The sequence below is a fragment of the Streptomyces sp. NPDC052036 genome (assembly GCF_040680495.1).
Lineage (GTDB): Bacteria > Actinomycetota > Actinomycetes > Streptomycetales > Streptomycetaceae > Streptomyces.
Map to the genome: position 1 here is coordinate 284,374 of NZ_JBFAWW010000005.1, position 25,756 is coordinate 310,129.

The 25,756-nt window shown below is 71.2% G+C and carries 21 protein-coding genes; 11 read left to right on the top strand and 10 right to left on the bottom strand.

The window, feature by feature from the left end; genetic code table 11:
* Positions 1-84 precede the first annotated feature (84 nt).
* Together AB0L95_RS11150 and AB0L95_RS11155 are read right to left on the bottom strand one after the other, a co-directional pair.
* On the bottom strand, positions 85-591 hold the full coding sequence (locus AB0L95_RS11150; protein ID WP_365160325.1) for a hypothetical protein: 507 nt from the start codon (positions 589-591) through the stop codon (positions 85-87).
* A gap of 259 nt (positions 592-850) precedes the next feature.
* The gene (locus AB0L95_RS11155; RefSeq protein ID WP_365160328.1) at positions 851-1,471 is read right to left on the bottom strand and encodes a TetR/AcrR family transcriptional regulator; all 621 of its coding nucleotides are present in this window, start codon (positions 1,469-1,471) and stop codon (positions 851-853) included.
* Between the two features lie 259 nt (positions 1,472-1,730).
* Between AB0L95_RS11155 and AB0L95_RS11160 the strand changes: the two genes are divergently transcribed.
* The 4 genes from AB0L95_RS11160 to AB0L95_RS11175 all read left to right on the top strand — a co-directional run bounded on the left by AB0L95_RS11160 (position 1,731) and on the right by AB0L95_RS11175 (position 5,969).
* The gene (locus AB0L95_RS11160) at positions 1,731-2,705 is read left to right on the top strand and encodes a tetratricopeptide repeat protein (RefSeq protein WP_365160331.1); all 975 of its coding nucleotides are present in this window, start codon (positions 1,731-1,733) and stop codon (positions 2,703-2,705) included.
* A 620-nt stretch (positions 2,706-3,325) separates the two neighbouring features.
* Positions 3,326-3,985, top strand: a complete 660-nt coding sequence (locus AB0L95_RS11165) for a DUF6230 family protein (protein WP_365160333.1) — start codon at positions 3,326-3,328, stop codon at positions 3,983-3,985.
* A 126-nt stretch (positions 3,986-4,111) separates the two neighbouring features.
* Positions 4,112-4,651 carry a DUF6114 domain-containing protein gene (locus AB0L95_RS11170; protein WP_365160336.1) on the top strand — a complete coding sequence of 180 codons (540 nt, stop codon included), beginning with the start codon at positions 4,112-4,114 and terminating at the stop codon, positions 4,649-4,651.
* Complete coding sequence (locus AB0L95_RS11175; protein ID WP_365160339.1) at positions 4,641-5,969, top strand: hypothetical protein; 1,329 nt, start codon at positions 4,641-4,643, stop codon at positions 5,967-5,969. The genes AB0L95_RS11170 and AB0L95_RS11175 overlap by 11 nt, the downstream gene beginning before the upstream one ends.
* A gap of 252 nt (positions 5,970-6,221) precedes the next feature.
* Here the strand turns inward: AB0L95_RS11175 and pyk are convergent, their stop codons facing one another.
* The 3 genes from pyk to pta form a co-directional block, all read right to left on the bottom strand.
* A complete protein-coding gene (pyk, locus tag AB0L95_RS11180) occupies positions 6,222-7,652 on the bottom strand; it encodes a pyruvate kinase (RefSeq protein WP_365160342.1) in 1,431 nt (476 codons plus the stop codon).
* A 94-nt stretch (positions 7,653-7,746) separates the two neighbouring features.
* Positions 7,747-8,955 (bottom strand): acetate kinase, encoded by a 1,209-nt coding sequence (locus AB0L95_RS11185; RefSeq protein ID WP_365160344.1) that lies wholly within the window; start codon positions 8,953-8,955, stop codon positions 7,747-7,749.
* On the bottom strand, positions 8,952-11,042 hold the full coding sequence (pta, locus tag AB0L95_RS11190) for a phosphate acetyltransferase (protein ID WP_365160347.1): 2,091 nt from the start codon (positions 11,040-11,042) through the stop codon (positions 8,952-8,954). Before pta ends, AB0L95_RS11185 begins: the two co-directional genes overlap by 4 nt.
* A gap of 274 nt (positions 11,043-11,316) precedes the next feature.
* Between pta and AB0L95_RS11195 the strand changes: the two genes are divergently transcribed.
* The gene (locus tag AB0L95_RS11195; RefSeq protein WP_365160349.1) at positions 11,317-12,342 is read left to right on the top strand and encodes an ATP-dependent 6-phosphofructokinase; all 1,026 of its coding nucleotides are present in this window, start codon (positions 11,317-11,319) and stop codon (positions 12,340-12,342) included.
* A gap of 124 nt (positions 12,343-12,466) precedes the next feature.
* Here AB0L95_RS11195 and AB0L95_RS11200 read toward each other — a convergent pair whose 3' ends face one another.
* The 3 genes from AB0L95_RS11200 to AB0L95_RS11210 all read right to left on the bottom strand — a co-directional run bounded on the left by AB0L95_RS11200 (position 12,467) and on the right by AB0L95_RS11210 (position 15,994).
* Entirely contained in the window at positions 12,467-13,189 is a 723-nt protein-coding gene (locus AB0L95_RS11200; RefSeq protein ID WP_365160352.1) for a helix-turn-helix transcriptional regulator, read from the bottom strand.
* Positions 13,190-13,607: 418 nt separating this feature from the next.
* Positions 13,608-14,300 (bottom strand): response regulator, encoded by a 693-nt coding sequence (locus tag AB0L95_RS11205; protein WP_365160355.1) that lies wholly within the window; start codon positions 14,298-14,300, stop codon positions 13,608-13,610.
* Entirely contained in the window at positions 14,297-15,994 is a 1,698-nt protein-coding gene (locus tag AB0L95_RS11210) for a sensor histidine kinase (protein ID WP_365160358.1), read from the bottom strand. Before AB0L95_RS11210 ends, AB0L95_RS11205 begins: the two co-directional genes overlap by 4 nt.
* 278 nt (positions 15,995-16,272) lie before the next feature.
* On the opposite strand from AB0L95_RS11210, the gene AB0L95_RS11215 reads away from it, so the two are divergent.
* Entirely contained in the window at positions 16,273-17,652 is a 1,380-nt protein-coding gene (locus tag AB0L95_RS11215; RefSeq protein WP_365160361.1) for a cation:dicarboxylase symporter family transporter, read from the top strand.
* 230 nt (positions 17,653-17,882) lie between these two features.
* On the opposite strand, the gene AB0L95_RS11220 is transcribed toward AB0L95_RS11215, so the two are convergent.
* Positions 17,883-18,500, bottom strand: a complete 618-nt coding sequence (locus AB0L95_RS11220; protein ID WP_365160364.1) for a TetR/AcrR family transcriptional regulator — start codon at positions 18,498-18,500, stop codon at positions 17,883-17,885.
* 171 nt (positions 18,501-18,671) lie between these two features.
* Between AB0L95_RS11220 and AB0L95_RS11225 the strand changes: the two genes are divergently transcribed.
* From AB0L95_RS11225 to AB0L95_RS11245, 5 genes are all read left to right on the top strand, one after another.
* Positions 18,672-20,348: an MFS transporter gene (locus AB0L95_RS11225; protein WP_365160367.1), complete on the top strand. Its 1,677-nt coding sequence runs from the start codon at positions 18,672-18,674 to the stop codon at positions 20,346-20,348.
* 107 nt (positions 20,349-20,455) lie between these two features.
* Positions 20,456-21,226, top strand: coding sequence for a DUF2127 domain-containing protein (locus tag AB0L95_RS11230; RefSeq protein ID WP_365160370.1), 771 nt, complete (start codon positions 20,456-20,458; stop codon positions 21,224-21,226).
* 245 nt (positions 21,227-21,471) lie between these two features.
* On the top strand, positions 21,472-21,900 hold the full coding sequence (locus tag AB0L95_RS11235) for a MerR family transcriptional regulator (RefSeq protein ID WP_365160372.1): 429 nt from the start codon (positions 21,472-21,474) through the stop codon (positions 21,898-21,900).
* On the top strand, positions 21,897-22,229 hold the full coding sequence (locus tag AB0L95_RS11240; protein WP_365160375.1) for a thioredoxin domain-containing protein: 333 nt from the start codon (positions 21,897-21,899) through the stop codon (positions 22,227-22,229). Before AB0L95_RS11235 ends, AB0L95_RS11240 begins: the two co-directional genes overlap by 4 nt.
* A 119-nt stretch (positions 22,230-22,348) precedes the next feature.
* Entirely contained in the window at positions 22,349-24,649 is a 2,301-nt protein-coding gene (locus tag AB0L95_RS11245; protein WP_365160425.1) for an ATP-dependent DNA helicase, read from the top strand.
* 55 nt (positions 24,650-24,704) lie between these two features.
* Here the strand turns inward: AB0L95_RS11245 and glgB are convergent.
* Positions 24,705-25,756 (bottom strand): 1,4-alpha-glucan branching enzyme (gene glgB, locus AB0L95_RS11250; RefSeq protein ID WP_365160378.1); only part of this gene is annotated, 1,052 nt, incomplete at its 5' end.

The following is a 25,756-nucleotide window of genomic DNA, read 5'->3' on the forward strand; positions in this document are numbered from 1 at the left end:
CGGGCCGGCGGGAACCCCTTCCCGCCGGCCCGCCGCTTTGCGCGGTCCCCTCTCAGAACTCCTGTACGAAGTAGGGCTCCACGGTCATCCAGCCGTTGCCGCGGGCGCCGTAGCGGCGGCCGCGGCCACCCACGGCTGCGCTCCGGCGGTGAGCCCGGCGCGCATGGCGGGGTCCCCGAGCCGCAGCCGGAGCAGCGGACCGGCGTCGGTGCCCAGCCCCTTGGCGGTGGCGATCCGCCGGTCGGCCGAGGACAGTGCGGACTTCAGCGCGCCGTAGCCGGCCCGGCCGGCCAGCGCGGTGACGGCCACCTCGTGGGAGGAGAGGGCGGCCGTGCGGACGCGGGTGCGCCAGGCGGGGGCGGAGAGCGAGCCGGCGATCGCCCGCGCGGCCTGGTTCTCCGCGGCGGAGACCGCCGACGCGGTCGCGGCGGCGGATGCGGAGGCGGAGGCGGAGGTCTTCGGGGCTGCCACGGCGGACGGTCCGCCGAGGGTCTGGCCGGCGCACAGGGCGGCGAGGGACACGGCGAGGGCCGTGACGGCGCCGCGGCGGCGGACGGTGGTGCCGTGCCGGCGGGGGTGATGAGGTCTCACGTGGATCGGTCCTCCTGGGACGAAGGGTCGATGACGCGCTGTCGGGGATGGAGCGGGTGGAACCCGAAGCGGGGTCTATGCGAGTAGATGCCCGCCGCCGCCATGATGACGGGGGCATGTCTTGGCGACGAGAGTCCGGCACCGCACGACCGGTGAACTCCGGTGGGCGCGCGCCGGAAGGCGTGAAGGACCGACCGGCCCGGGGTGCGGCGGCGGCCGGGTCGCCGCCCCGGGAGGCGCCCGTGCGGGGCGTGCGGCGTCAGGTGCCGCTCGCCGCGAGCCCGCCGAGCAGCACCGCGGAGAACCGCCGGACCCAGTCCTCGTCCACGGGCTCGGCGCTGACCAGGGTGCGGTGGACCACCGCACCCGCGACCATGTCGAAGATCAGGTCCGCCCCGCGCGCGGCGGCCTCGGGATCCGTCTCGGGCGGCAGTTCGCCGCGGGACGCCGCGCGGGCCCGGCCCTGGACGACCAGACGCTTCTGACGGTCGACGATGGAGGTGCGGATGCGTTCGCGCAGCGCCCCGTCGCGCGTGGACTCCGCCACGACCGCCATCAGACCGCTCTTCGCCTCGGGGCGGTCCAGGATCGCCGCGAACTGCAGCACCACACCCTCGATGTCCGCGGCGAGGCTCCCCCGGTCGGGCAGCTCCAGCTCGTCGAACAGGGCCGCCACCGCGTCCACCACCAGCTCGTTCTTGCCGGCCCAGCGGCGGTAGAGAGTGGTCTTCGCGACCCCCGCGCGGGTCGCCACGTCCCCCAGCGTGAGCTTCGACCAGCCCAGCTCGACCAGTGCCTCCCGCGTCGCCTCCAGGATCGCGGCGTCCGCGGCGGCGCTGCGTGGGCGCCCCGTACGGGCGGCGGGCGTGCTGCGCTGCATATCGGTGACCCTATCCGGCGCTGTGGTTCGGCCATATCCGTGCGTTGTGTGAAGTGGTGAGGGAGATCACCTGTGGACGGGTCACGGCGACCCCCGCGGGCAGTTACGCTACGACTCGTAGCGGAAGCGCGTCCAAGCGGCGCGCGGACCAGCGACGACCACGGGCGCCGGGTGGGGACCCAGGCGCGGATCACGACCGGCGGGCACGGCTTTCACGACGCTTTTCACAGCGGCGTTTCGGAGGGGGGAGGATGTACTCATGCAGCCACGGAACATGTCCATGAGCGGAGTCGTCGACCTCGCCGCGGTGAAGGCCGCCCAAGAGGCCAAGGCGAAGGCGGAGCAGGCGCGCGCCGAAGCGGCCCGGCAGGGTGGAGGCGGCGCGGTCTCCCCTGCCGACCTCGTCATCGACGTCGACGAGGCGGGGTTCGAGACCGACGTCCTCCAGCGCTCCACCGAGGTCCCGGTCGTCATCGACTTCTGGGCCGAGTGGTGCCAGCCCTGCAAGCAGCTGAGCCCGGTCCTGGAGCGGCTGGCCCATGAGTACAGCGGCCGGTTCGTGCTCGCCAAGATCGACGTCGACGCCAACCAGATGCTGATGCAGCAGTTCGGCATCCAGGGGATCCCCGCCGTCTTCGCCGTCGTCGCCGGCCAGGCGCTTCCCCTCTTCCAGGGAGCCGCCCCCGAGGAGCAGATCCGCGCGACCCTCGACCAGCTCGTCCAGGTCGCCGAGCAGCGCTTCGGGCTGACCGGTCTGACCGTCGACCCGGACGCCGAGCCGGGCGCGGCGCCGGTGGCCGCCGAGGTTCCGGCCGGCCCCTACGACGCTCAGCTCGAAGCGGCGGTGCAGGCTCTGGACGCGGGTGACCTGAGCGGTGCGGTCCAGGCGTACAAGAACGTGCTGAGCGACGACCCGGGCAACACCGAGGCCGGACTGGGTCTCGCCCAGGCCGAGTTGCTGCAGCGTGTGAGCGACCTGGACCCGCAGCGGGTGCGCAAGGAGGCCGCGGAGAAGCCCGGTGACGTGTCGGCGCAGATCGCGGCGGCGGACCTGGATCTGGTGGGCGGCCATGTGGAGGACGCGCTCGGGCGGCTCGTCGAGACCGTGCGGCGCACGGCGGGCGAGGACCGGGAGGCCGTGCGGCTGCGGCTGCTGGAGCTCTTCGAGGTGGTCGGTGCCGAGGACCCGCGTGTGGCGGCGGCTCGGCGGGCGCTCGCGAGGGCTTTGTTCTGACCAGTTGCTAAACGCCAGGGCGTGTGATGCCCGGGTGAAAGTTTGACGGCAGAGGTGCATTGCGGCCGCGCTTTACCAAATCTTGGTAATCGCGGCCGCTGTTACTTGGAGTAAGTCGAGCCTCTGGTTCTGTCGGGGTCTGTCCCTACTTCAACCGTTTAGTCATCTCCTATGAGGCCACTAAGAGTTGCCGAGCGAGACCAGGGGGTCGTTGTTCGGTTATCCGGCCGTTACTAGTGAGTAACGAACCCCCTTGCGGGGGCGGCGAGAATGCACCACGATCGGCCACGCTCGGTCCATCGCCGTACCCGACACCCAGCCGGGGCAACGGGTTTTCGTGGGTCCCCACCGGGCAGGAGCCGACGGCAGTGGCGCCGGCTCCTGGACAGGGGGGTCTCCGCCCTGGCGGAGCCTGTCCGGCAGGTTGTGCGTGATGCGTGTCAGGCGCGACCAGTGGTTGTCGCTCGGGGGTGATCGCCGGTGATTCGGGCGCGGTTCGCGCCGCCGACCGCGGGCGCTCTCCTTCCCGAGGACGTAGCACTTCTCCCATCCCTGCCCTGCTGAGCTGCCGCACGGTAGCGAACTGGGGCCAGGAGATGTACGTCCGAGAAGGAGGAAATATGGAGTCCCAGGTGCGTGGCGGGACCAGATGGAAGCGGTTCGCTGTGGTCATGGTGCCCAGCGTCGCCGCGACGGCAGCGATAGGCGTGGCCCTGGCACAGGGCGCTCTGGCCGCTTCGTTCAGCGTGTCGGGCCAGCAGTTCAAGGTGACCGCCACCCAGCTTGAGGGTTGGGGCTTCGAGCAGTACGGGGCGGTTGACAACGGTTACACGCTCGACGGCGGCAAGACGGCTCACCCCGTTGCCGTGTCGGCGTTCAAGGACGCCGAGATCACGGACCTGTGCCAGTCCGTGGTCACCCCGATCCCGGTGCTCGGCGACGTCACGCTGACGCTGACGGCGGGCGGGGCGGGACACCCCAAGGTCTCGGCTCACAACATCTACATCGACGTCAACGACCTCAAGGCCGACGCCAAGTTCGACGACATCGACATCGGTGTGGCGGCCGGCGACACGGGCGCCGACAAGGGCGGCAAGGGCCCGGGCATGAAGGGCGGCGGCGAGCAGTCGAACCCGGCCGGATTCGCCCAGCAGGCCAAGCACGCGGTGCTGAGCGGCGTGGAGCAGCACGCCTGGGCGACGACCGCGGGCACCTTCACGCTGAGCGGGCTCAACATGAGCCTGTCGAAGGGCAACAACGAGTGCCAGCTCAAGCACTGAGCACTCGGTGACGGGCGGGGGAGCCGAAGGCGCCCCCGCCCGTTCCACCTTCAACCGCTCCTTCACACACCCCCCACACCTTCGCACCACCACCTACAGCAACGCTGCACCAGGGAGCTGTTTTCCATGAGCGCCGAGATTTCTGCCGCCGGACCCGGTCAGTTCAGCCGCCGGAGGCTGCAGTTCCGCGCCTGGCGGGGCACGAGGCCGTTCTGGGCCGGACTGTTCGTCCTGCTCGGGGGCTTCCCGATCCTCTACTTCCCGTACGCGCACCTGCAGCTCGGTCATCTGACGCTGGCCATGGCCACCACGGGTGGCGCGGGCTCCCTCATCATCGGCGTGCTGCTGATAGTCCTCGGCATCAGCCTCTGGTTCCAGCAGCACATCCGCACGTTCGCTGGCGTCGCGGCGATCCTGCTGGCGCTGGTGTCCCTCCCGGTGTCCAACTTCGGCGGCTTTGTCGTGGGCTTCCTGCTCGCCCTGGTCGGTGGAGCCATGGCCGTGTCCTGGGCACCGGGCGCCCCGCCCTCGCAGCAGCCGGCCCAGGCAGGGGCGGCGGGCGGCGGCGGTGCCCCCGAGGTGGCCCCGGATGGGGTGAACGAGCCGCAGGACCTGACCAAGACGACCCCGGTCAACGGGACGAACGGGAGGCACAGTGCCGGCTGACGAGGTGACCCACGGGACGGACGTGGACGCGTCCCGTGTGAGAACCGGGCCGCGCCACGCGGCCCCGAGGAAGCCGCTGTTCACCAGGTTCCACGTGCCGGCCGGCAAGGCGATTGCCCTGGCGGCGATGCCGACGGCGGTTCTCATGGGGATGGGGCTGACGCCGACGCTCGCCCGCGCCGACGACCACTCGTCCTCCAGGACCATGACGGCCGACGAGTACCAGAAGTGCGTCGAGGTCCTGGACAAGTCCAAGGACTCCAAGGACGCCTCGGCGACGCCGTCGCCGTCCGCGTCGGCGAGCGCGTCGAAGTCCGCCGGCACGGCGGAGCCGACGCCCTCGGCCACCTCGGACAAGACACCGGACACAAAGCCGGACAAGCCTTCTTCGTCGGATTCAGGTTCCGACGACGAGGCCACGCCCGCGCCGTCCGCGTCCTCCGCGAGCGGATCCGGTACGTCGTCGGGCGGCGGTGCCGCGCCGTCGGCCTCCGCGACCCACGGCGGTGTGCTGGACGACCTCGGCAGCGCGCTCAAGAACATCCTGACGCCCGGCGGTACCTCGTCGAGCGACACGGGCGCGAGCGCCACGCCGTCGCCGTCCGCGACCCAGGGCACCAAGGCCGCGAAGGACAGCAGCGGCACGTCCTCGTCGTCGACGTCGTCTTCCACGTCCGCCACCAAGACGGTCAAGAAGATCAACGACACGGTCAAGGACACCGTCAAGGACACCACGGACACGGCGACGAAGGCCGCCTCCGAGGCCGGCAAGGCGGCGGACGACGCTGTGAAGGCGGCGGAGTCCGCGACCCCGAGCCCGTCCGCGAGCTCCACTCCCGCGGACTGCGTCGCGGCCACCGACGACGAGGGCGGCGTCGAGAAGATCCTGGCGCTGCCCGACAAGCCCTGGCACCTGGAGGCCAGCTCACTGCTGCTGAAGGGTGCCGACTACCAGGGCGTCGTCAAGGTGCGCACCGCGAGCGGGACCGTCAAGCGGGTTCTGAAGTACGTGATCTCCGACGGCACCGACATCGGTGACCTGCACCAGCTCGTCGACGGCCAGAACGGCGAGACGTACCACGTCCAGGCCGCCAAAGGCTCCAAGTCGACCATCCGCGACGGCAAGACGGTGATGTACACCGAGAGCATCTCCGGCAACCTGCTCGGCCTGATCCCGATCACGTTCAGCCCGGACAACCCGCCGCCGCTGAACATCCCGCTGATCTACTTCACCAACGTGAAGGTCACCCAGGCCGGCCAGTTCGGCGGGACGCTGACCATCCCCGGCATGCACCAGTACATCACCGGGGCGAGTTGAGCACCTTTTTCAGACCTTTCCGGGAGCCGCAGGAGTCAGGGCCCCGCCGGCAGGACACCGGCGGGGCCCTGGCGTATTCCGACGCGGCTGCCTCTCCCGGGGCGTCCCCGAGGCCGTCCGATTCCCGTGCCCGCCGCAACGCCCCCGTCAGGGCCGCCGAGTGGTCGGCATCCACGGATCCTGAACCCACGGCGCAAGGGCGCCCCCTGTCACAGGAGGCGCCCCCGGCGTCGTACATCCGTCGTCAGGACGTCAGTTGCGGCGGCCCTCGCCCAGGTGGTGGACGCGGACCATGTTCGTGGTGCCCGGGACGCCGGGCGGGGAGCCGGCGGTGATGACCACGATGTCGCCGTCGTTGAACCGCTTGAGCCGCACCAGGTGCTGGTCGACCAGGTCGACCATCTCGTCGGTGCTGTTCACGAACGGCACGACGTGCGACTCCACGCCCCAGCTCAGGGACAGCTGGTTGCGGGTGGACTCGTCCGTGGTGAACGCCAGGATCGGCTGGCAGGCCCGGTAGCGGGACAGCCGGCGGGCGGTGTCACCGGACTGGGTGAAGGCGACCAGGCCCTTGCCGCCCAGGAAGTCCGCGATCTCGGCCGCCGCGCGGGCCACCGAACCGCCCTGCGTCCGCGGCTTCTTGCCCGGAACCAGCGGCTGCAGCCCCTTGGAGAGCAGCTCCTCCTCGGCGGCCTGGACGATCTTCGACATCGTCTTGACCGTCTCGACCGGGTACGCGCCGACGCTCGACTCGGCCGACAGCATGACCGCGTCGGTGCCGTCCAGGATGGCGTTGGCCACGTCGGAGGCCTCGGCGCGGGTCGGACGGGAGTTGGTGATCATCGACTCCATCATCTGGGTCGCCACGATCACCGGCTTGGCGTTGCGGCGGCACAGCTCGATCAGCCGCTTCTGCACCATCGGGACCTTTTCGAGGGGGTATTCGACGGCCAGGTCGCCGCGCGCGACCATCACGCCGTCGAACGCCATCACGACGTCCTCCATGTTCGCCACCGCCTGCGGCTTCTCCACCTTGGCGATGACCGGGACGCGGCGCCCCTCCTCGTCCATGACGCGGTGGACGTCCTTGACGTCGTTGGCGTCCCGCACGAAGGACAGCGCGACCATGTCGCAGCCCATGCGCAGCGCGAAGCGCAGGTCATCGATGTCCTTCTCGGACAGTGCCGGGACGTTCACCGCCGCGCCGGGCAGGTTGATGCCCTTGTGGTCGGAGATGACACCGCCCTCGATGACGATCGTCTTCACCCGGGAGCCCTCGACGTCCAGGACCTTCAGCTCGACGTTGCCGTCGTTGATCAGGATCTGGTCGCCCTTGGAGACATCGCCCGGCAGACCCTTGTACGTGGTGCCGCAGATCGACTTGTCGCCCGGCACGTCCTCGGTGGTGATGGTGAACTCGTCACCGCGCACCAGCTCGACCGGACCCTCCGCGAAGGTCTCCAGGCGGATCTTCGGGCCCTGCAGGTCGGCGAGGACGCCGATGGCCTTGCCGGTCTCGGCGGACGCGGCACGGACGCGGTCGTACCGCCCCTGGTGTTCGGCGTGGGTGCCATGGCTGAAGTTGAAGCGGGCGACATTCATGCCGGCTTCGATCAGCGCGAGGAGCATCTCGTGGGAGTCGACCGCAGGGCCGAGAGTACAGACGATTTTCGAACGGCGCATGGGGCGATCCTATCGGTTTGTTTCGGTGCGGAATATTCCGACCGGAGGAAAATACAAATGGGCGGACCGGCGCTCAGTCGAGACCGAGAATTGTTCACTTGTCCTTTCCGACCAGTGCATACGTCTGCCTGGCGATCTCCAGTTCCTCGTCCGTCGGCACCACCGCGACGGCCACCCGCGCGGACGCGGGCGAGATCAGCCGCGCCGCGTCACCGCGTACGGCGTTCAGACCGTCGTCCACCGCCGGGCCCAGCCCCTCCAGGCCCGCCACGGCCGCCGCGCGCACCGCTGCCGCGTTCTCGCCCACGCCCGCCGTGAAGGCGACCGCGTCCACCCGGCCGAGTACCGCGAAGTACGCACCGATGTACTTCTTCAGCCGATGGATGTAGATGTCGAAGGCGAGCTGTGCCTCCTGGTCGCCCTCGTCGATCCGGCGCTGTATCTCCCGCATGTCGTTGTCGCCGCAGAGGCCGAACAGACCGCTCCTTTTGTTGAGGAGAGTGTCGATCTCGTCCATGGACATTCCGCCGACCCGCTCCAAATGGAAGATGACGGCGGGATCAACGTCGCCGGAGCGCGTGCCCATCACGAGCCCCTCCAGCGGGGTGAGCCCCATGGAGGTGTCCACGCACCGGCCGCCCCGGACCGCCGAGGCGGACGCCCCGTTGCCCAGGTGCAGCACGATGACGTTGACGTCCTCCGGCGCCTTGCCCAGCAGCTTCGCGGTCGCCCGGGACACATATGCGTGCGAGGTCCCGTGGAACCCGTAGCGCCGTACCCGGTACCGGTCGGCGGTCCGGGTGTCGATCGCGTAGCGCGCCGCGGACTCCGGCATCGTCGTGTGGAACGCGGTGTCGAAGACGGCGACCTGCGGCAGGTCCGGCCGTAGCGCCATGGCAGTGCGGATACCGGTGAGGTTGGCCGGGTTGTGCAGCGGCGCGACCGGGATCAGCCGCTCGATCTCGGTGAGCACGGCGTCGTCGATGACGGTGGGCTCGGTGAAGAACAGCCCGCCGTGCACCACCCGGTGGCCGATGGCGGCGAGCTCGGGCGAGTCGAGGCCCAGCCCGTCCCTGGCCAGCTCCTCGGCGACGGTCTTCAGCGCGGCCTGGTGGTCGGCGATCGGCCCGTTCTGCTCGCGGGTCTCGCCCGTGGTGAGCGCCGTGTGCCTCAGCCGCGACGTCTGCTCACCGATGCGCTCGACGAGCCCCGTGGCCAGCCTGCTGCTGTCACGCATGTCCAGCAGCTGGTACTTCACCGACGAGGAGCCGGAGTTGAGGACGAGGACGCGGGAGGGGCTCACTGGGCGGTCGCCTTCTCATGGGGGGTCTGGGCCTGGATCGCCGTGATGGCGACCGTGTTGACGATGTCCTGGACGAGGGCGCCCCGGGACAGGTCGTTGACGGGCTTGCGCAGGCCCTGCAGTACCGGGCCGACGGCGATCGCGCCGGCCGAGCGCTGCACGGCCTTGTAGGTGTTGTTGCCGGTGTTGAGGTCCGGGAAGATCAGCACGGACGCCTGCCCGGCGACCTCCGAGCCCGGCAGTTTGGTCGCCGCGACGGTCGGCTCGACCGCGGCGTCGTACTGGATGGGACCCTCGGTCTTCAGATCGCTGCGGCGCAGCCGCACCAGCTCGGTGGCCTTGCGCACCTTGTCGACGTCGGCGCCCGAGCCGGAGGTGCCGGTGGAGTACGACAGCATCGCGATCCGGGGCTCCACCCCGAACTGCTCGGCGGTGGCGGCCGACTGGATGGCGATGTCGGCGAGCTGCTCGGCGTTCGGGTCGGGGTTGACCGCGCAGTCCCCGTAGACGAGGACCTTGTCGGCGAGGCACATGAAGAACACCGAGCTGACGATCTTCGCGTCGGGCTTCGTCTTGATGATCTCGAACGCGGGCCGGATGGTGGCGGCCGTGGAGTGCACGGACCCGGAGACCATGCCGTCGGCCAGGCCCTCCTGGACCATGAGGGTGCCGAAGTAGTTCACATCGGCGACCACGTCGTACGCCAGCTCGACGGTGACGCCCTTGTGGGCGCGCAGCCGGGCGTACTTCTCGGCGAAGGAGTCGCGCAGCGGAGAGGTGGCCGGGTCGATCAGCTGCGAGTCACCGAGGTCGATGCCCAGGTCGGCGGCCTTCTTGCGGATCTGGTCGACGGGCCCGAGCAGCGTCAGGTCGCACACACCGCGGCGCAGCAGCACCTCGGCGGCGTGCAGCACCCGCTCCTCGGTGCCCTCCGGGAGCACCACCCGGCGCTTGTCGGCGCGGGCCTGTTCGAGCAGCTTGTGCTCGAACATCATCGGCGTGACCCGGTCGCTGCTCGGGGCGGACACCCGTGTGAGGAGGTCGGCGGTGTCGACGTGGCGCTCGAAGAGCCCGAGCGCCCGCTCCGCCTTGCGCGGGGTGGCCGCGTTCAGCTTCCCCTCCAGGGAGAACAGCCGGGCGGCGGTGGGGAAGCTGTTGCCGGACACCGAGAGCACCGGGGTGCCCGGGGCCAGGCGGGCGGCGAGGGTGAGGATCTCCTCGCGCGGCACCTCGTTCAGGGTGAGCAGCACACCCGCGATCGGCGGGGTGCCGGCGCTGTGGGCGGCGAGCGAGCCGATGACGAGGTCGGCGCGGTCGCCCGGGGTCACCACCAGGCAGCCCGGGGTCAGGGCGCCCAGGAGGTTGGGCAGCATGGCCCCCCCGAAGACGAAGTCGAGCGCGTCCCGGGCCAGCCCCGATTCGTCGCCGAGGAGGACCTTGGCTTCGAGGGTGTGGGCGATCTGGGCGACCGTCGGGGCGGAGAGGGCGGGATCGTCGGGAAGGACGTAACAGGGCACGGGGAGCCGGGAGTCCAGCCGCTCGGCTATCTCGTCCCGGTCCTCGCGGGCGACCCGGTTGACGACCATGGCGAGGACGTCGCAGCCCAGCCCGTGGTACGCGCGGTAGGCGTTGCCCGCCTCGGCCCGTACGGACTCGGTGGACTGGTCGCGCCCGCCGACGACGGGGATCACGGACGCCCCGAACTCGTTGGCGAGCCGGGCGTTGAGGGACAGCTCGTCCGGGAGCTGGGTGTCGGCGAAGTCGGAGCCGAGGACGAGGACGACGTCGTACTCGCGGGCCACGGCGTGGAAGCGGTCCACGAGGGCCGACACCAGCTCGTCCGTCCCCCGCTCAGCCTGGAGCGCGGACGCCTCCCGGTAGTTCATCCCGTACACGGCCGCCGGGTCCTGGGCCAGCCGGTAGCGGGCCCGCAGCAGCTCGAAGAGGCGGTCGGGTCCGTCGTGGACGAGCGGGCGGAACACGCCCACCCGGTCGACCTGTCGGCTCAGGAGCTCCATCACTCCCAGTTCGACGACCTGGCGGCCGTCGCCGCGGTCGATCCCGGTCACGTACACGCTGGGCGTCACGCGGGCTCTCCGTTTCGTCTCTCGGGTGGGGTTCTTGACCGTTTCTGGGGGTATTTGTTGGTTTCTGCGGCATGCGAAAACCCACCCCGCGGGTGAGCAGAACCCTCTTGACAATACCCCTGGGGCTGGATAAAGCGCCCGTCAGGTCGCGGGGCCGGAAGCCGGTCGGGGCGGGCGCGGCAGCCGCCTGTGGAGTGGGCGCGGCAGCCACCTGTGGAGCGTGAAAGAATCGGACTGGCTCACCGGTATCAAAGCGAGCAGGAGACACAGCACGATGCGCATCGGAGTCCTCACCGCGGGCGGCGACTGTCCAGGCCTGAACGCAGTGATCCGATCGGTCGTCCACCGGGCCGTGGCGCAGTACGGCGACGAGGTCATCGGCTTCGAGGACGGCTACCGAGGACTGCTGGAGGGGCACTACCGCGCCCTCGACCTCGACGGTGTCAGCGGCATCCTGGCCCACGGCGGCACCATTCTCGGCTCGTCCCGCCTGGAGCGCGACCGGCTGCGCGAGGCGTGCGAGAACGCCTCGGACATGATCCGCGACTTCGGGATCGACGCCCTCATCCCGATCGGCGGCGAGGGCACGCTCACCGCGGCGCGCATGCTCTCGGACGCGGGTCTGCCGGTGGTCGGCGTCCCCAAGACGATCGACAACGACATCTCGTCCACGGACCGCACCTTCGGCTTCGACACCGCGGTCACCGTGGCCACCGAGGCCATGGACCGGCTGAAGACCACGGCCGAGTCCCATCAGCGCGTGATGGTCGTGGAGGTCATGGGCCGCCACGCCGGATGGATCGCCCTGGAGTCTGGCATGTCGGCCGGTGCCCACGGCATCTGTCTGCCCGAGCGCCCCTTCGACCCCGCCGACCTGGTCAAGATGGTCGAGGAGCGCTTCGCCCGCGGCAAGAAGTTCGCGGTGATCTGCGTCGCCGAGGGCGCGCATCCCGCCGAGGGCACCATGGACTACGGCAAGGGCGAGATCGACCAGTACGGCCACGAGCGCTTCCAAGGCATCGGCACGGCGCTGGCCTACGAGCTGGAGCGGCGGCTCGGCAAGGAGGCCAAGCCGGTCATCCTCGGCCACGTCCAGCGCGGCGGCACACCGACCGCCTACGACCGGGTGCTCGCGACCCGCTTCGGCTGGCACGCCGTGGAGGCGGCGCACCGCGGCGAGTTCGGCATGATGACGGCGCTGCGCGGCACGAACGTGGTGATGGTGCCGCTGGCGGAGGCGGTGACCGAGCTGAAGACGGTGCCCAGGGACCGGATGGACGAGGCGGAGTCCGTGTTCTAGGCGTTCCAGGCGTTCCAGGCGTTCCAGGCGTTCTGGGCGTTCCAGGCGTTCTGGGTTTTCCGGGCGTTGTTCTAAGCGTTCCGGGAAGTCTGGGGGTTCCGGGCCTTCGGGTCGCCCCGGGGGCTCAGGCGGAGCTCCTCTCGACCGTGGACCAGAAGATCCCGACGATGTGGTCGAGATAGTCACGGCCCGCCTCACCGGAGTCGGTCGCGGCCGCCGTGGCGCCCCAGCCGAGCGTGGCGGCCAACTGCCCCTGGTAGTCGGCGTGCATCTCCTCCAGGGCGTCCTCCAGGAGATGCCGCTCCAGGGGCAGCAGTTTGCCCAGCGGGCGGACGTAGGCCTGCCAGCGGGCGGTGACCGCGCCGCGCAGCAGTTCCGCGAGCCGGCCGTCGCGCCCGGTCACCGTGATGAAGTCGGGCAGGGTCAGGCCCAGCACCTCGGTGAGGGCGGCGGACTGGCGGTCGTTGCCGCGCCACTCGCCCGCCTCCTCCATCCGTACGTAGGCGAGGAGTTCGATGTCTACGGCGTGCGCGACGTCCTCCGGTGCGAGCCCGCGCGCGACGCGGTGCTCGCGCAAAGTGCGCGGCGTGCCGATGAGTTCACCGGGGGAGCACCACAACATGCCTGCCAGCGCCGTGAGTTCGGAGGTGCTCGGGGCGCTGATCCCGCGCTCCCAGGCGATCACGAGGTCGACGGTCACATAGGGGAGCCCGTACGAGGAGCGCATGCCGTAGGCGACGTGTTCGGGCCGCATGCCGAGCGCCGCCCGCAGTCTCCGGGCGGCAAGGGCGTCGAACGGCGGAGTGGGTGGAGTGGGCTGCTGAGACTGCGGTCGGTGCACGCGCACAACGTAGGGGCGCGTGGACTGCGGCGACTACGGTCTGTTCGGCCACACTCACGGATTGTAGGAACATACGGTTTCGGCCGCCGGGGGTTTGACGGCCGGCGCTTCTCGTCGGCCGCGCCGCGCGGGCCGCAGAGGCCGGACGGCCTGGGCGGGGCGGTGCTCCCGCGGGCGGCGCGGACGGCGTCGCGCAAGGTGGCGGGGTATATGCGTGCTCACCACGACGGCCCCGCCGGTGATCACGGGACGTACGGGACGAGCCGGGAAGCGCCGGCGCGGGTGGACACGGGAGGCCGATACGTCAGGGGGGAGACACGTGGCGAAGGGGTGCGGGGGAGCGGGGGGCGCGGCGCGAACCTGTCGATCCCCGTGCCGCTGCGCAGACCGCCGGGACCCGGGACCGGGCTTCCGTCGGCCGGATTCAGCGTGTCCGCCCGGTCTCCCGGACCCATCGGTACACCAACTCCGGTCGCCCCACCTGCCCGTACAGCGGACTGCGACCCGCCCGGCCCGCCTCCACCAGGTGCTCCAGATAGCGGCGGGCGGTGATCCGGGAGATGCCGACGGCCTCGGCGACCCCCGCCGCCGTCAGTCCCTCCTCGTGCTCCCGCAGTACCCCGGTCACCCGCTCCAAGGTCGGCGCGCTCAGCCCCTTGGGCAGCGCCGCCGGTCCCGGCGCCCGCAGCGTGGCCAGGGCGCGGTCCACCTCCTCCTGGCCGCTCGCCTCGCCCGCCGCGCCCCGGAACTCGGCGTACCGCACCAGCCGGTCCCGCAGCGTCGCGAAGGTGAACGGCTTCAGCACGTACTGGACCACCCCCAGCGAGACCCCCTCCCGCACCACCGCCAGATCCCGCGCCGACGTCACCGCTATCACGTCCGCGTGGTAGCCGGCCGCCCGCAGGGAGCGCGCCAGCTTCAGGCCGTGCACATCCGGCAGATGGAGGTCCAGGAGCAGCAGGTCCACGGGGGTCCGGTCCAGCAGGCGCCGTGCCTCCGCACCCGTGTGCGCCGTGCCCACCGCCGTGAAGCCCGGCACCCGGCCCACGTACATGACATGGGCGTCGGCGGCGACCGGGTCGTCCTCTACGACAAGGACGCGGATGGGCTCGCTCATACGTCACCTCCGGGCAGGGCGGGCTCGGCGCAGGCCCCGGGAAGCGCGTCGGCCGCCCCCGAATCCGCCGCCGTGTCCGCTCCCGATGCAGCCCCTACGGTAGGCAACGGGATCCGCGCCTCGAACTCGGCCCCGCCTCCCGCCGCCTCCGACACGGTCAGCGTGCCCTCGTGGCGGCGTACCGTCTGACGGACCAGGGCGAGGCCGAGGCCCCGGCCGCCGGACGCGGGGGCCGGTTTGGTCGACCAGCCGCGCCGGAACACCGCCTCCGCGTGCGCGGGATCGACCCCGGCTCCCGTGTCCGACACCCGCAGGACCAGCTCCGCCCCCTCCGCACAGGCGGTCACCGTCACCCGGCCGCCCTCCGCACCCTGGGTCGCGTCCACCGCGTTGTCGATCAGATTGCCGAGGATCGTGACCAGGTCCCGGGCCGGCAGGGACGCCGGCAGCAGCCCGTCGTCGATGCGGCTCGCCTCCGAGACCACCAGTTCCACGCCCCGCTCGTTGGCCTGCGCAGCCTTGCCGAGCAGCAGAGCCGCGAGCACCGGCTCGTTCACGGCGGCGACCACCTGGTCCGTGAGGGCCTGCGCCAGCTCCAGTTCGGCCGTGGCGAAGTCGACGGCCTCCTCCGCGCGGCCCAGTTCGATCAACGAGACCACCGTGTGCAGACGGTTGGCCGCCTCGTGCGCCTGGGAGCGCAGCGCCTGGGTGAAGCCGCGCTCCGAGTCCAGCTCGCCCATCAGCGACTGGAGTTCGGTCACATCGCGCAGGGTGACCACCGTGCCCCGGCGTTCGCCGCCGGAGACCGGTGAGGTGTTGACGACCAGGACCCGCGTCGCCGTCAGATGGACCTCGTCGACCCGGGGCTCGGAGGACAGCAGCGCACCCGTCAGCGGGGCGGGCAGCCCCAGGTCGGCGACCGAGCGGCCCACCACGTCGCCGCTCACCCCGAGCAGTTCCCGGCCGCCGTCGTTGATCAGCGCCACCCGGAAGCGGCCGTCCAGCATCAGCAGACCCTCGCGCACGGCGTGCAGCGCGGCCTGGTGGTAGTCGTGCATCCGGCTCAGCTCGGTGGCGTTCATGCCATGGGTGGAGCGGCGCAGCCGGGCGTTGATCACATATGTGCCGACGGCGCCCAGGGCCAGGGCCCCGCCCGCCACCGAGACCAGGGTCGTCACCTGTTCCCGGATCCGGGCTGAGACGGTGTCGACCTTGATGCCCGCGCTCACCAGGCCGATGATCCGGCCGCCGTCACGAATCGGCGTGACCGCGCGCACGGACGGGCCCAGGGTGCCGGTGTAGGTCTCGGTGAACGACTCGCCCTTCAGTGCGCGGGCGGTGTGGCCGAGGAAGTGCTCGCCGATCAGCTCCGGGTTGGGGTGGGTCCAGCGGATGCCCTGGGGGTTCATGATCGTGACGAAGTCGACGCCGGTGTGCCGCTGCACCTCGGACGCGTACGGCTGGAGCGTCCGGCTCGGGTCCGGGGTGTGGATCGCCGTCCGCACCGAGGGGGCGTCCGCGACCGAGCGGGCCACCGCCATCGCCTGCCGGCCGGCCGCCTCCTGGGCCTGGCCGCGGTCGCTGACGTAGGAGAAGAGGGCGTACCCGGCGACGAGCACCGCGATCAGCACGGCCTGCATCGCGAAGAGCTGGCCGGCCAGGCTGCGGGGTCTCGGGAGTCTGGGCACGCGCATGCGTTCAGTCTGCCTCGCGGGCCCGGCCCGGCGTCCAGGCCCCTTACCGGGCCCGGCGACCCGCTCGCTCCGCGTGACCGTCCCCGTATAAGCGTGAACTAAATGAACGGAAGGGTGACCGCCCTCACAGGGCGGGAGATAGTCACCGCATCCCCGGGAGCAAGACGCCTCCCGGTCGCTGGGGGGATGTCTTCCGGCCACCGGGCGGACGCCTCCCGGTTTCCCCGGACGTGAGCCGCACGCCGGAACATCCGACGACGTCGTCGAGGAGGGCAGCCGTGGCCAGCACACCCCGAACGGCACCAGCCGCGCCCGCAGCCAGGCGGGACCGCACCCACTATCTCTACCTCGCGGTGATCGCCGCGGTGGCCCTCGGCATCGCCGTGGGCTTCGCCGCGCCCGATTTCGCCAAGGAGCTGAAGCCGCTCGGTACGGGCTTTGTGAGTCTGATCAAGATGATGATCTCGCCGATCATCTTCTGCACGATCGTGCTCGGTGTCGGCTCCGTCCGGAAGGCCGCCAAGGTCGGCAAGGTGGGCGGGCTCGCCCTCGGCTACTTCCTCGCGATGTCCGCCGTCGCGCTCGCCATCGGTCTCGTCGTCGGCAATGTCATCCACCCCGGCAGCGGGATGCATCTGACCGAGGCCGTGAAGGGTGTCGGGCACCAGCAAGCCAAGGCCGCCGCCGAGGGACCGGTGGACTTCCTGCTCGGCATCATCCCGACCACCATGGTGTCGGCCTTCACCCAGGAGCAGGTGCTCCAGACGCTGCTCGTCGCGCTGCTCGTGGGCTTCGCGCTGCAGGCCATGGGACGCTCCGGCGAGCCCGTCCTGCGCGGGGTCCAGCACATTCAGAGGCTGGTCTTCCGGGTGCTCGCGATGATCATGTGGGCGGCCCCGATCGGTGCCTTCGGCGCCATGGCGGCCGTGGTCGGCGAGACCGGAGTGGACGCGCTGAAGGCGCTGGCCACGATCATGGTCGGGTTCTACATCACCTGTCTGCTGTTCGTCGGCATCGTGCTCGGCGCGCTGGTGCGTGTGGTGGCCAAGGTCAACATCTGGTACCTGCTGAAGTACCTCGGCCGTGAGTTCCTGCTGATCGTGTCCACCTCCTCCTCGGAGTCCGCGCTGCCGCGTCTCATCGCCAAGATGGAGCACCTGGGCGTCAGCCGTCCGGTCGTCGGCATCACGGTGCCGACCGGCTACTCCTTCAACCTCGACGGCACGATGATCTATCTGACGATGGCCTCCCTGTTCATCTCGGACGCGATGGACCAGCCCATGAGCATCGGGGAGCAGATCGGTCTGCTGCTGTTCATGATGGTCGCCTCCAAGGGTGCGGCCGGTGTCTCCGGTTCCGGTATCGCCGTCCTGGCCAGCGGTCTGCAGTCGCACAAGCCCGCCCTGGTGGACGGGGTGGGCCTGATCATCGGTATCGACCGGTTCATGAGCGAGGCCCGCGCCGTGACGAACTTCGCGGGCAACGCGGTCGCCACCCTGCTCATCGGCACCTGGACCGGTGAGGTCGACAAGGAGCGGGTGCGGCGGGTGCTCGCGGGCGAGATCCCCTTCGACGAGCAGACCCTGGTGGACACGGAGGACGGTGCCGCGGCCCCGATGCCCGAGCAGGGCGGCGACAAGGAACTGGCCAAGGCCTGAGCCTCGTGTCCGGGTAGTCCCCACATCCCCATATCCCCATATCCCCATATCCCCGCACCCCGGGCGGCCGGACCGATCCCCCGTCGCCGGCCGCCCGGTCCGCACCTCCCCTGACCCCGAGCGGCCGGGCCCCCTCCCTGTGGGCCCGGCCGCTCGGTGCCGTAGACACCCTCGGGCAGGCGTGGGTGCCGTATGCCCCTGGGGCAGCCGCCTTCCGGTGCCCGGGGGCGTCAGTCGTCGAGTTTCGCCACCAGTTCGGCGGCCCGTGAGGCGGGCACGCCCACCGCGCACAGCAGGGTGACCGCGGCGGAGGGGCCCGCGTCCCGGGCCGGGAGCAGACCGTCGTTCACCGCCTCCATCAGCGCGAACAGCATCTGCTCATGGACGTACGCCAGTGCCTTCGGCGGCAGCGGTGAGACGAACACGCCCTGTTCCAGACCACGGGCCAGGATCCCGGCACAGGCCGAGCGGACCGGCGTGAGGCGGTCGCGGATGCCCTGCACGGTGACGCTGCGCTGAGCCAGCGCGACCAGGATCCGGTAGCGGTCGGCGACCTCCCACACCGCCAGGATCGAGCGGGCCACCGCCTCCGCGGGGTCCGCCACCCCCTCGTGCCCCGCCGCGTGCGCCGCCGCGACCGCCTCGACGGCGCCGTCGACGAGCGTGCTGATCAGTGCCTCGCGGCTCGGGAAGTGGCCGTAGACCGTGCGTCGTACGACGCCGGCGGCCCGGGCGATCTGGTCCATGGACGCGTCGGGGTCGCGCAGCAGCTCGGTGAGCGCGACCTCGAGGATGCGGCGGCGGTTGGCGTCGGCCCGGCTGGGGTTACCCGTGGTCATGGCTGCCATTCTGCACGTCCTCCCGGGCGCGTTCATGTGCCTCCGCAGAGTCTCCCCCTCCTTGTTTGCACAGCGCTGTGCAACGTCGTACATTGCACATGGTTGTGCAACTGCACGCCACTGTGCAAGTCGTCGGCCCCCGGGGCCCTCGGCCATGGAGAAAGAGGAAGGCCCGCAGCCATGCGTCTCGTCATGAACGAACCGGTCGAGAGGATGGACCGGCCCTACGCCCGGCGGTGGTGGGCGCTGCTGGTGCTCTGCCTGAGTCTGCTGATCATCGTGATGGCGAACACCGCCCTCACCGTCGCCGCGCCCGACATGACCCGGGACCTCGGCCTGTCCGGCGCCGACCTGCAGTGGGTCATCGACGGCTACACGGTCCCCTACGCGGCCCTGATGCTGCTGCTCGGCGCGATCGGCGACAAGTACAGCCGGCGCGGCGCACTCGTCCTGGGGCTCGTCGTCTTCGGCGGCGGTGCCGTCTCCGGCTACCTGGCCGACAGCGCCACGGCGGTCATCGCGGCCCGTGCGGTGATGGGCGTCGGCGCCGCGCTGATCATGCCCGCCACCCTCTCCCTCCTCGCCGCCACCTTCCCGCGCGCCGAACGGGCCAAGGCGATCACCCTGTGGACCGCCACCGCCGGTCTCGCCATCGCGGCGGGTCCCCTGGTCGCCGGGGCCCTCCTGGAGGACCACGGCTGGTCGTCCACGTTCCTGATCAACGTGCCGATCGCCGCGGTGGCGCTCGTCGCCGCCTTCGTCCTGGTCCCGCCCTCCCGGGCCGCGCACCACGACCGCGTCGACTATGTCGGCGGCGCGCTGTCGGTGGTCTGGGTCGGCTCCCTCGTCTACATGATCATCGAGGGGCCGCACTTCGGCTGGGGCGCCAAGGCGGTCACGGCGGCCGTCGTCGCGGGCACCGGGCTCGTCCTGTTCGTCCTGTGGGAGCTGCGCCACCCGCGCCCGGTCCTCGACGTGCGCCGCTTCGCGCACCGCCGCTTCGCCGGCTCCAACCTCGCCGTCGCCCTGTTCTTCCTGTCCGTCTTCGGCGCCTTCTACTACCTCACCCAGCACCTCCAGTTCGTCCTCGGCTACGACGCCCTCCAGACCGGGGTGCGGATGCTGCCGCTCGCGGGCGCGGTGTTCGTCGGCTCCGCGCTGACCGGCTACCTCACCCCCCGTATCGGCATGCGGATCACGGTGACCGCGGGCATGGTCGGCGGTACGGCCGCGCTCGTGCTGCTCACCCGGATCGACTCCACGTCGTCGTACGGCGACTTCGTGCTGCCCCTGGTGATCCTGGGCCTCGCGATCGGCCTCGCGCTCTCGCCCTGCACGGACGCGATCATGGGCGCGTTCCCGGAGTCCGAACTGGGCGTCGGCGGCGCGGTGAACGACACCTCCCTCGAACTCGGCGGTTCGCTCGGTATCGCCATCCTCGGCTCCGTCCTCGCCGATTCCTACTCCTCGCACCTCAAGGACGCCACGGCCGGCCGCGGCCTGCCCCCGGGTGCCCTGTCCACCGCCCAGGACTCCGTGGGCGCCGGATACGCGGTGGCGCAGGGCATCGGCGACAAGGCCAGGCAGCTCGCCGAGCAGGCCGCGCACGCCCAGAACGCCCGGCAGGCCGGGCAGCTCAAGGCGCAGGCCGACCAGCTCGCCCACGGCGCGCGGCAGATGGCCGACGCCGTCGGGGCCTCCTTCGCGGACGCGGTCGCCCACACCAGCCTGGTCGGCGCGGTGATCCTCGCGGTCGGGACCGTGCTGGTCGGGGTGCTGCTGCCGGGGAAGGGCGCCCCGGACGCCGCGCGGGAGGAGAATGAGGAGCGCGAGCTCGCGGCCGCCGGAAACCGCTGATCCGCCGCGGAACCCCGGGCCCCTGCGCCGACGTCTCGTAGTACGAGTACGACACGTGCCGTGCCGGACCGACCGGCACGGCACCTTTTGTCCGGGAGGCACGGGGCATGAAGATCGACTGGGACCGGCGCACCTGTGCGCGCCGCGGGCATGTGACCTACGCGCCCGACGATCCCCGGCTGCGGGTTCGGCTGCACGCCCTGACGGCACTCGGGGACGTCTGGCGGTGCCTGCGCTGCGGCGACTTCGTGCTCGGCGAGCCGCACGGCACCGGTCCGGCCTCCGACGCACCGCTCGTGCCGCGCGGCAAGGTGCTGCGCGACCTGTTCATCCTGCGCTTCCTGGCCATCGAACGGGCCGTGCGCGGCGCGTTCATCGTGCTCGTCGCGGTGGCCGTGTGGAAGTTCAGCAACAGCCAGGACGCGGTGCGGCGGCTGTTCACCGAGTACCTCGACGTGCTGCGGCCCGTCTTCCGGCACTTCCACTACGACCTCGACCACTCACCCGTGGTCGGCACCATCCAGAAGGCCTTCGGCTACCGGCACTCCACGCTGCTCCTGGTCGCCGGGCTCCTGCTGGCCTATGCGCTGGTCGAGCTGATCGAGGCGGTCGGGCTCTGGTACGGCAGGCGCTGGGCGGAGTATCTGACGGTCGTCGCCACCGCGGCCTTCCTGCCCCTGGAGATCTACGAACTCACCGAGCACATCAGCGGACTGAAGATCGCCACGCTGGTGCTCAACATCCTCGCGGTCCTCTACATCGCCATCGCCAAACGGCTGTTCGGGCTGCGCGGTGGCCGCAAGGCGTTCGACGAGGAGCGGCACAGCGCCTCGCTCATGGAGGTGGAGGAGTCGGCGGGCCTGGAGGTCACCGTCTGACCCGAGCCGGCGCCGGGCCCAGCGGGCCCGCGGCCTTGACCGAGCCGGGCCGGTGCGACCGACATCCACAGCAGCGCCACCGGGGTGGCCGGTGCCCTCATGACGTCCGGGCCGCGCGCGGCCGGACCGCGGCGCGGCGGGTGCTGCTGCCGCCCGGCTGACGGGCCCGCCCCGCGCGGCGGCTGCCCGGACCGCCCGGCCGACGTGTTGCCTTGACGTCGGCGTCAAGGGCTACCGTCGAGCGCATGCGAATCGGTGAGCTGGCGGCGCGGGCCGGGACCACCACCCGGACCCTGCGGTACTACGAGTCACGGGGGCTGCTGACCGCGCGGCGCGCGGGCAACGGGCACCGCACCTACGACGAGCGCGATCTGAAGCTGCTGCGGCAGATCCGGACGCTGCGGGACTTCGGGTTCGAGCTGGAGGAGACGCGGCCCTTCGTGGAGTGCCTGCGGGCCGGGCACCCGGAGGGCGACGCATGTCCCGCGTCGCTCGCGGTCTACCGCCGCAAGCTGGATGAGCTCGACGCGCTGATCGGCGAGCTGAACGCCGTGCGGGCGCAGGTCGGGGCGCAGCTGGCGAAGGCGGAGGAGGCCCGCGACGTGCTGGCGGCCGAGGCGGGGGTTCCGGGCGGTCCGGAACCGGTGTGCGAGTTGGGAGGGAGACAGCGGTGATCAAGGCGGCAGGTGTGGCCGAGGTGACGGACGCGGACTTCGAGGCGGAGGTGATCGGCGCGGAGCTGCCCGTGCTGGTGGAGTTCACCGCCGACTGGTGTCCGCCGTGCCGGCAGATGGGGCCGGTGCTCAGCGCCCTGGCCGCGGAGGAGGAGGGCCGGCTCAAGGTGGTGCAGCTGGACGTGGACACCAATCCGACGACGACGAACGCGTACAGGGTGCTGTCCATGCCGACCTTCATGGTGTTCCGCGGCGGTGAGCCGGTGAGGGCGATGGTGGGGGCCAGGCCCAAGCGACGGCTGCTGGAGGAGCTGTCCGACGTGCTCTGACCTGGTCCGCAACAGAGAAATCCCCCGGGCAATTGTGCCCGGGGGATTTCTCTGCGTATATTCAATGATTCGCGACTTCATTTACATGCGGTCGCGGAGAAGTTCAGTGAGCACAGTATATCGGGTCGGGAGCGGAATTGTCAAACACCGAATTTCCTGACGATGAATTGCGGCATGAGCAGGAATTCATCGACGGGCTGTACGCACGGGTGGACGTGTTGCGCGGCGACACCGAGACCTCTGTCGCGGACGCGCTCGCGCAGGGCGACAAACCCCTGCAGGCCCGGCTGGAGCGGGACATCCTCGTGGCCGAACGCTCGGGGCTGCTGGCGGCGCTGAACGCCGTGGACGGTTCGCTCTGCTTCGGCCGTATCGATCTCACCTCCGGGGCGAGCCACCACATCGGCCGTATCGGGCTGCGGGCCGACGACGCGGAGCGCACGCCGATCCTCATCGACTGGCGGGCCGACGTCGCGCGCCCCTTCTATCTGGCCACCGGTCACACCCCGCTGGGCCTGCGCAGGCGCCGGCACATCGGCACCGACGGACGCCGGGTCACCTCCCTGCACGACGAGATCCTCGACCTCGCCGACCACGAGCGCACCGGCCACGAGGACCCGACCGGCGACGCCGTACTGCTGGCCGCGCTCAACTCCGCCCGCACCGGCCGGATGAGCGACATCGTGCAGACCATCCAGGCCGACCAGGACCGCATCATCCGCGCTCCGCACCGGGGCGTGCTCGTGGTGGAGGGCGGCCCCGGCACCGGCAAGACGGCCGTGGCCCTGCACCGGGCGGCCTATCTGCTCTACGAGCACCGGGAACTGCTCGCCCGCCGTGCCGTCCTCATCGTCGGCCCGAACCCCGCGTTCCTCGGGTACATCGGCGAGGTGCTGCCCTCGCTGGGCGAGACCGGGGTGCTGTTGGCGACCGTCGGCGAACTGTTCCCCGGGGTCAGGGCCACCGCGACCGACACACCCGAGGCCGGCGCCGTCAAGGGCCGCGCGGAGATGGCCGACGTACTGGCCCGGGTCGTCCGCGACCGCCAGTCGCTGCCCGCCCCGGTCGTGGCCATCGAGCACGACCGGGACGTGCTGCTGCTCGACGACGGGCTCGTGCACATGGCCCGCGAGCGCACCCGCGCGGCGAAGCTGCCGCACAACGCTGCGCGCGAGCACTTCGAGGGCCACATCCTCAACACCCTGACGGACATGGTCGCCGAACGGATCGGGACCGACCCGTACGACGGCTCGAACCTCCTCGACGCGAGCGACATCACCCAGATCCGCGACGAACTCGCGGAGAACCCCGAAGTCTGGTCGGCGATCGACCGGTTGTGGCCGCGGCTGACCCCGCAGCGACTGGTCGCGGACTTCCTCGCCGAACCGGAGGGCTATCTGTCCGACGAGGACGCGGCCGCCGTCCGCCGTCCGGTCACCCGGGCCTGGACCGCCGCCGATGTGCCGCTGCTCGACGAGGCGGCCGAACTCCTCGGCGAGGACGACCGGGTGGCGCGCGCCCGCGCCGAACGCGAGCGCGAGACCCAGGTGTCGTACGCGCAGGGCGTGCTGGACGTCTCGTACGCCTCCCGGACCTACGAGTTCGAGGACAAGGAGGAGGACGACCCCGAGGGGTCCGAGGTGCTGTCCGCGCACCACATCATCGACGCGGAGCGGTTCGCCGAACGGCACGAGGAGTCGGACCACCGCAGCGCCGCCGAACGCGCGGCGGCCGACCGCACCTGGGCGTTCGGGCACATCATCGTCGACGAGGCGCAGGAACTGTCGGCGATGGCGTGGCGGCTGCTGATGCGGCGCTGCCCGACCCGCTCCATGACGCTGGTCGGGGATCCGGCGCAGACCGCCGAGTCCGCCGGGTTCGGCTCCTGGTCGGGGATCCTCGCGCCGTATGTCGAGGACCGCTTCGAGCACACGCGCCTCGGCGTCAACTACCGCACACCCGCCGAGATCATGGAGGTCGCAGCGGCGGTCGTACGGGCCGAGGACCCGGACTTCGAGCCGCCGAGTTCGGTGCGGTCCACGGGGGTACGGCCCTGGGTGCGCGCCACCGACGACCTGCCCGGAGCCGTGGCGGCGGCGGTCCGGGAGCTGACCCCGTCCCCCGGGGGCGGTGCCCCCATGGGCCGGCTCGCGGTGATCGCCCCGCGTGATCTGCACCGGCGGCTCGCCGCGCGGCTGGACGGCGTGACGGCGGGCGCGGAGCCCGATCTGACGCAGACCGTCGTCCTGCTCGATCCGCGCCAGTCCAAGGGGCTCGAGTTCGACTCCGTGCTGGTCGTCGAGCCCGGCCGGTACGGCACGAGCGACCTGTACGTGGCCCTGACCCGGGCGACGCAGCGGTTGGGGATCCTGCACCGGGACCCGCTGCCGCAGGCCCTGGCCGAGGCGCCGACCGCATAGTGAGGGCCGCCTCCGGGAGCCGCCGCCCCCGGAGGCGCCCGCAGGGCGTCCCGCGTCAGGCGGGCCGCAGCCACACCGTCGCCAGCGGCGGCAGCGTCAGCCGGATGCTCGCCGGGCGGCCGTGCCAGGGGGTGGGCTCCGGTTTCAGCGGGTCCGGGTTGTGGACGTCGCTGCCGCCGTAGCGCGCGAGATCGGTGTTCAGGACCTCGTGCCAGGCCGGTACGTCGTCCGGGACGCCCAGCCGATAGTCGTGGCGGACGACCGGCGAGAAGTGGGAGACGGCCAGCAGGGGCGTGCCGTCCGCGTCGAAGCGCAGGAACGCCAGCACGTTGTCGTCGGCCGCGTCCCCCGTCACCCACTGGAACCCGGACGGTTCGGTGTCCCGCTGCCACAGTGCCGGAGTCGCACGGTAGACCGTGTTCAGCTCGCGGACCAGCTCGCGTACGCCCCGGTGGTCGGCCGCGGCCCCGTAGCCCGGGTCGAGCAGCCACCAGTCGGGGCCGCGCGCCTCGGACCACTCGGAGCCCTGGGCGAACTCCTGACCCATGAACAGGAGCTGCTTGCCCGGATGGGACCACATGAAGCCCAGATAGGCACGGAGGCCGGCGCGCTGCTGCCACCAGTCGCCCGGCAGCTTCGACACCAGCGACCGCTTGCCGTGCACCACCTCGTCGTGCGAGATGGGCAGGACGTAGTTCTCGCTGTACGCGTACACCATCGAGAACGTCATCTCCTGGTGGTGGTACCTGCGGTGGACCGGCTCATGGGCCATGTACTGCAGCGAGTCGTGCATCCAGCCCATGTTCCACTTCAGCCCGAAGCCCAGCCCCCCGAAGCCGCTCGGGCCCCGGTGGTGGGTGGCACGGGTGACGCCGTCCCAGGCGGTCGACTCCTCCGCGACGGTCACCACACCCGGATTCCGCCGGTACACCGTCGCGTTCATCTCCTGGAGGAACGCCACGGCGTCCAGGTTCTCCCGGCCGCCGTGCTGGTTGGGCCGCCACCGGCCGTACTCGCGCGAGTAGTCCAGGTAGAGCATGGAGGCGACCGCGTCCACGCGCAGACCGTCGATGTGGAACTCCTCGCACCAGTACACCGCGTTGGCGA

Excerpts from the sequence above, each read along its gene's own strand:
- AB0L95_RS11155 (WP_365160328.1), bottom strand. The coding sequence starts at position 1,471 with ATGCAGCGCAGCACGCCCGCCGCCCGTACGGGGCGCCCACGCAGCGCC.
- AB0L95_RS11160 (WP_365160331.1), top strand. The coding sequence starts at position 1,731 with ATGCAGCCACGGAACATGTCCATGAGCGGAGTCGTCGACCTCGCCGCG.
- AB0L95_RS11165 (WP_365160333.1), top strand. The coding sequence starts at position 3,326 with ATGGAGTCCCAGGTGCGTGGCGGGACCAGATGGAAGCGGTTCGCTGTG.
- AB0L95_RS11170 (WP_365160336.1), top strand. The coding sequence starts at position 4,112 with ATGAGCGCCGAGATTTCTGCCGCCGGACCCGGTCAGTTCAGCCGCCGG.
- pyk (WP_365160342.1), bottom strand. The coding sequence starts at position 7,652 with ATGCGCCGTTCGAAAATCGTCTGTACTCTCGGCCCTGCGGTCGACTCC.
- AB0L95_RS11195 (WP_365160349.1), top strand. The coding sequence starts at position 11,317 with ATGCGCATCGGAGTCCTCACCGCGGGCGGCGACTGTCCAGGCCTGAAC.
- AB0L95_RS11205 (WP_365160355.1), bottom strand. The coding sequence starts at position 14,300 with ATGAGCGAGCCCATCCGCGTCCTTGTCGTAGAGGACGACCCGGTCGCC.
- AB0L95_RS11210 (WP_365160358.1), bottom strand. The coding sequence starts at position 15,994 with ATGCGCGTGCCCAGACTCCCGAGACCCCGCAGCCTGGCCGGCCAGCTC.
- AB0L95_RS11220 (WP_365160364.1), bottom strand. The coding sequence starts at position 18,500 with ATGGCAGCCATGACCACGGGTAACCCCAGCCGGGCCGACGCCAACCGC.
- AB0L95_RS11225 (WP_365160367.1), top strand. The coding sequence starts at position 18,672 with ATGCGTCTCGTCATGAACGAACCGGTCGAGAGGATGGACCGGCCCTAC.
- AB0L95_RS11230 (WP_365160370.1), top strand. The coding sequence starts at position 20,456 with ATGAAGATCGACTGGGACCGGCGCACCTGTGCGCGCCGCGGGCATGTG.
- AB0L95_RS11235 (WP_365160372.1), top strand. The coding sequence starts at position 21,472 with ATGCGAATCGGTGAGCTGGCGGCGCGGGCCGGGACCACCACCCGGACC.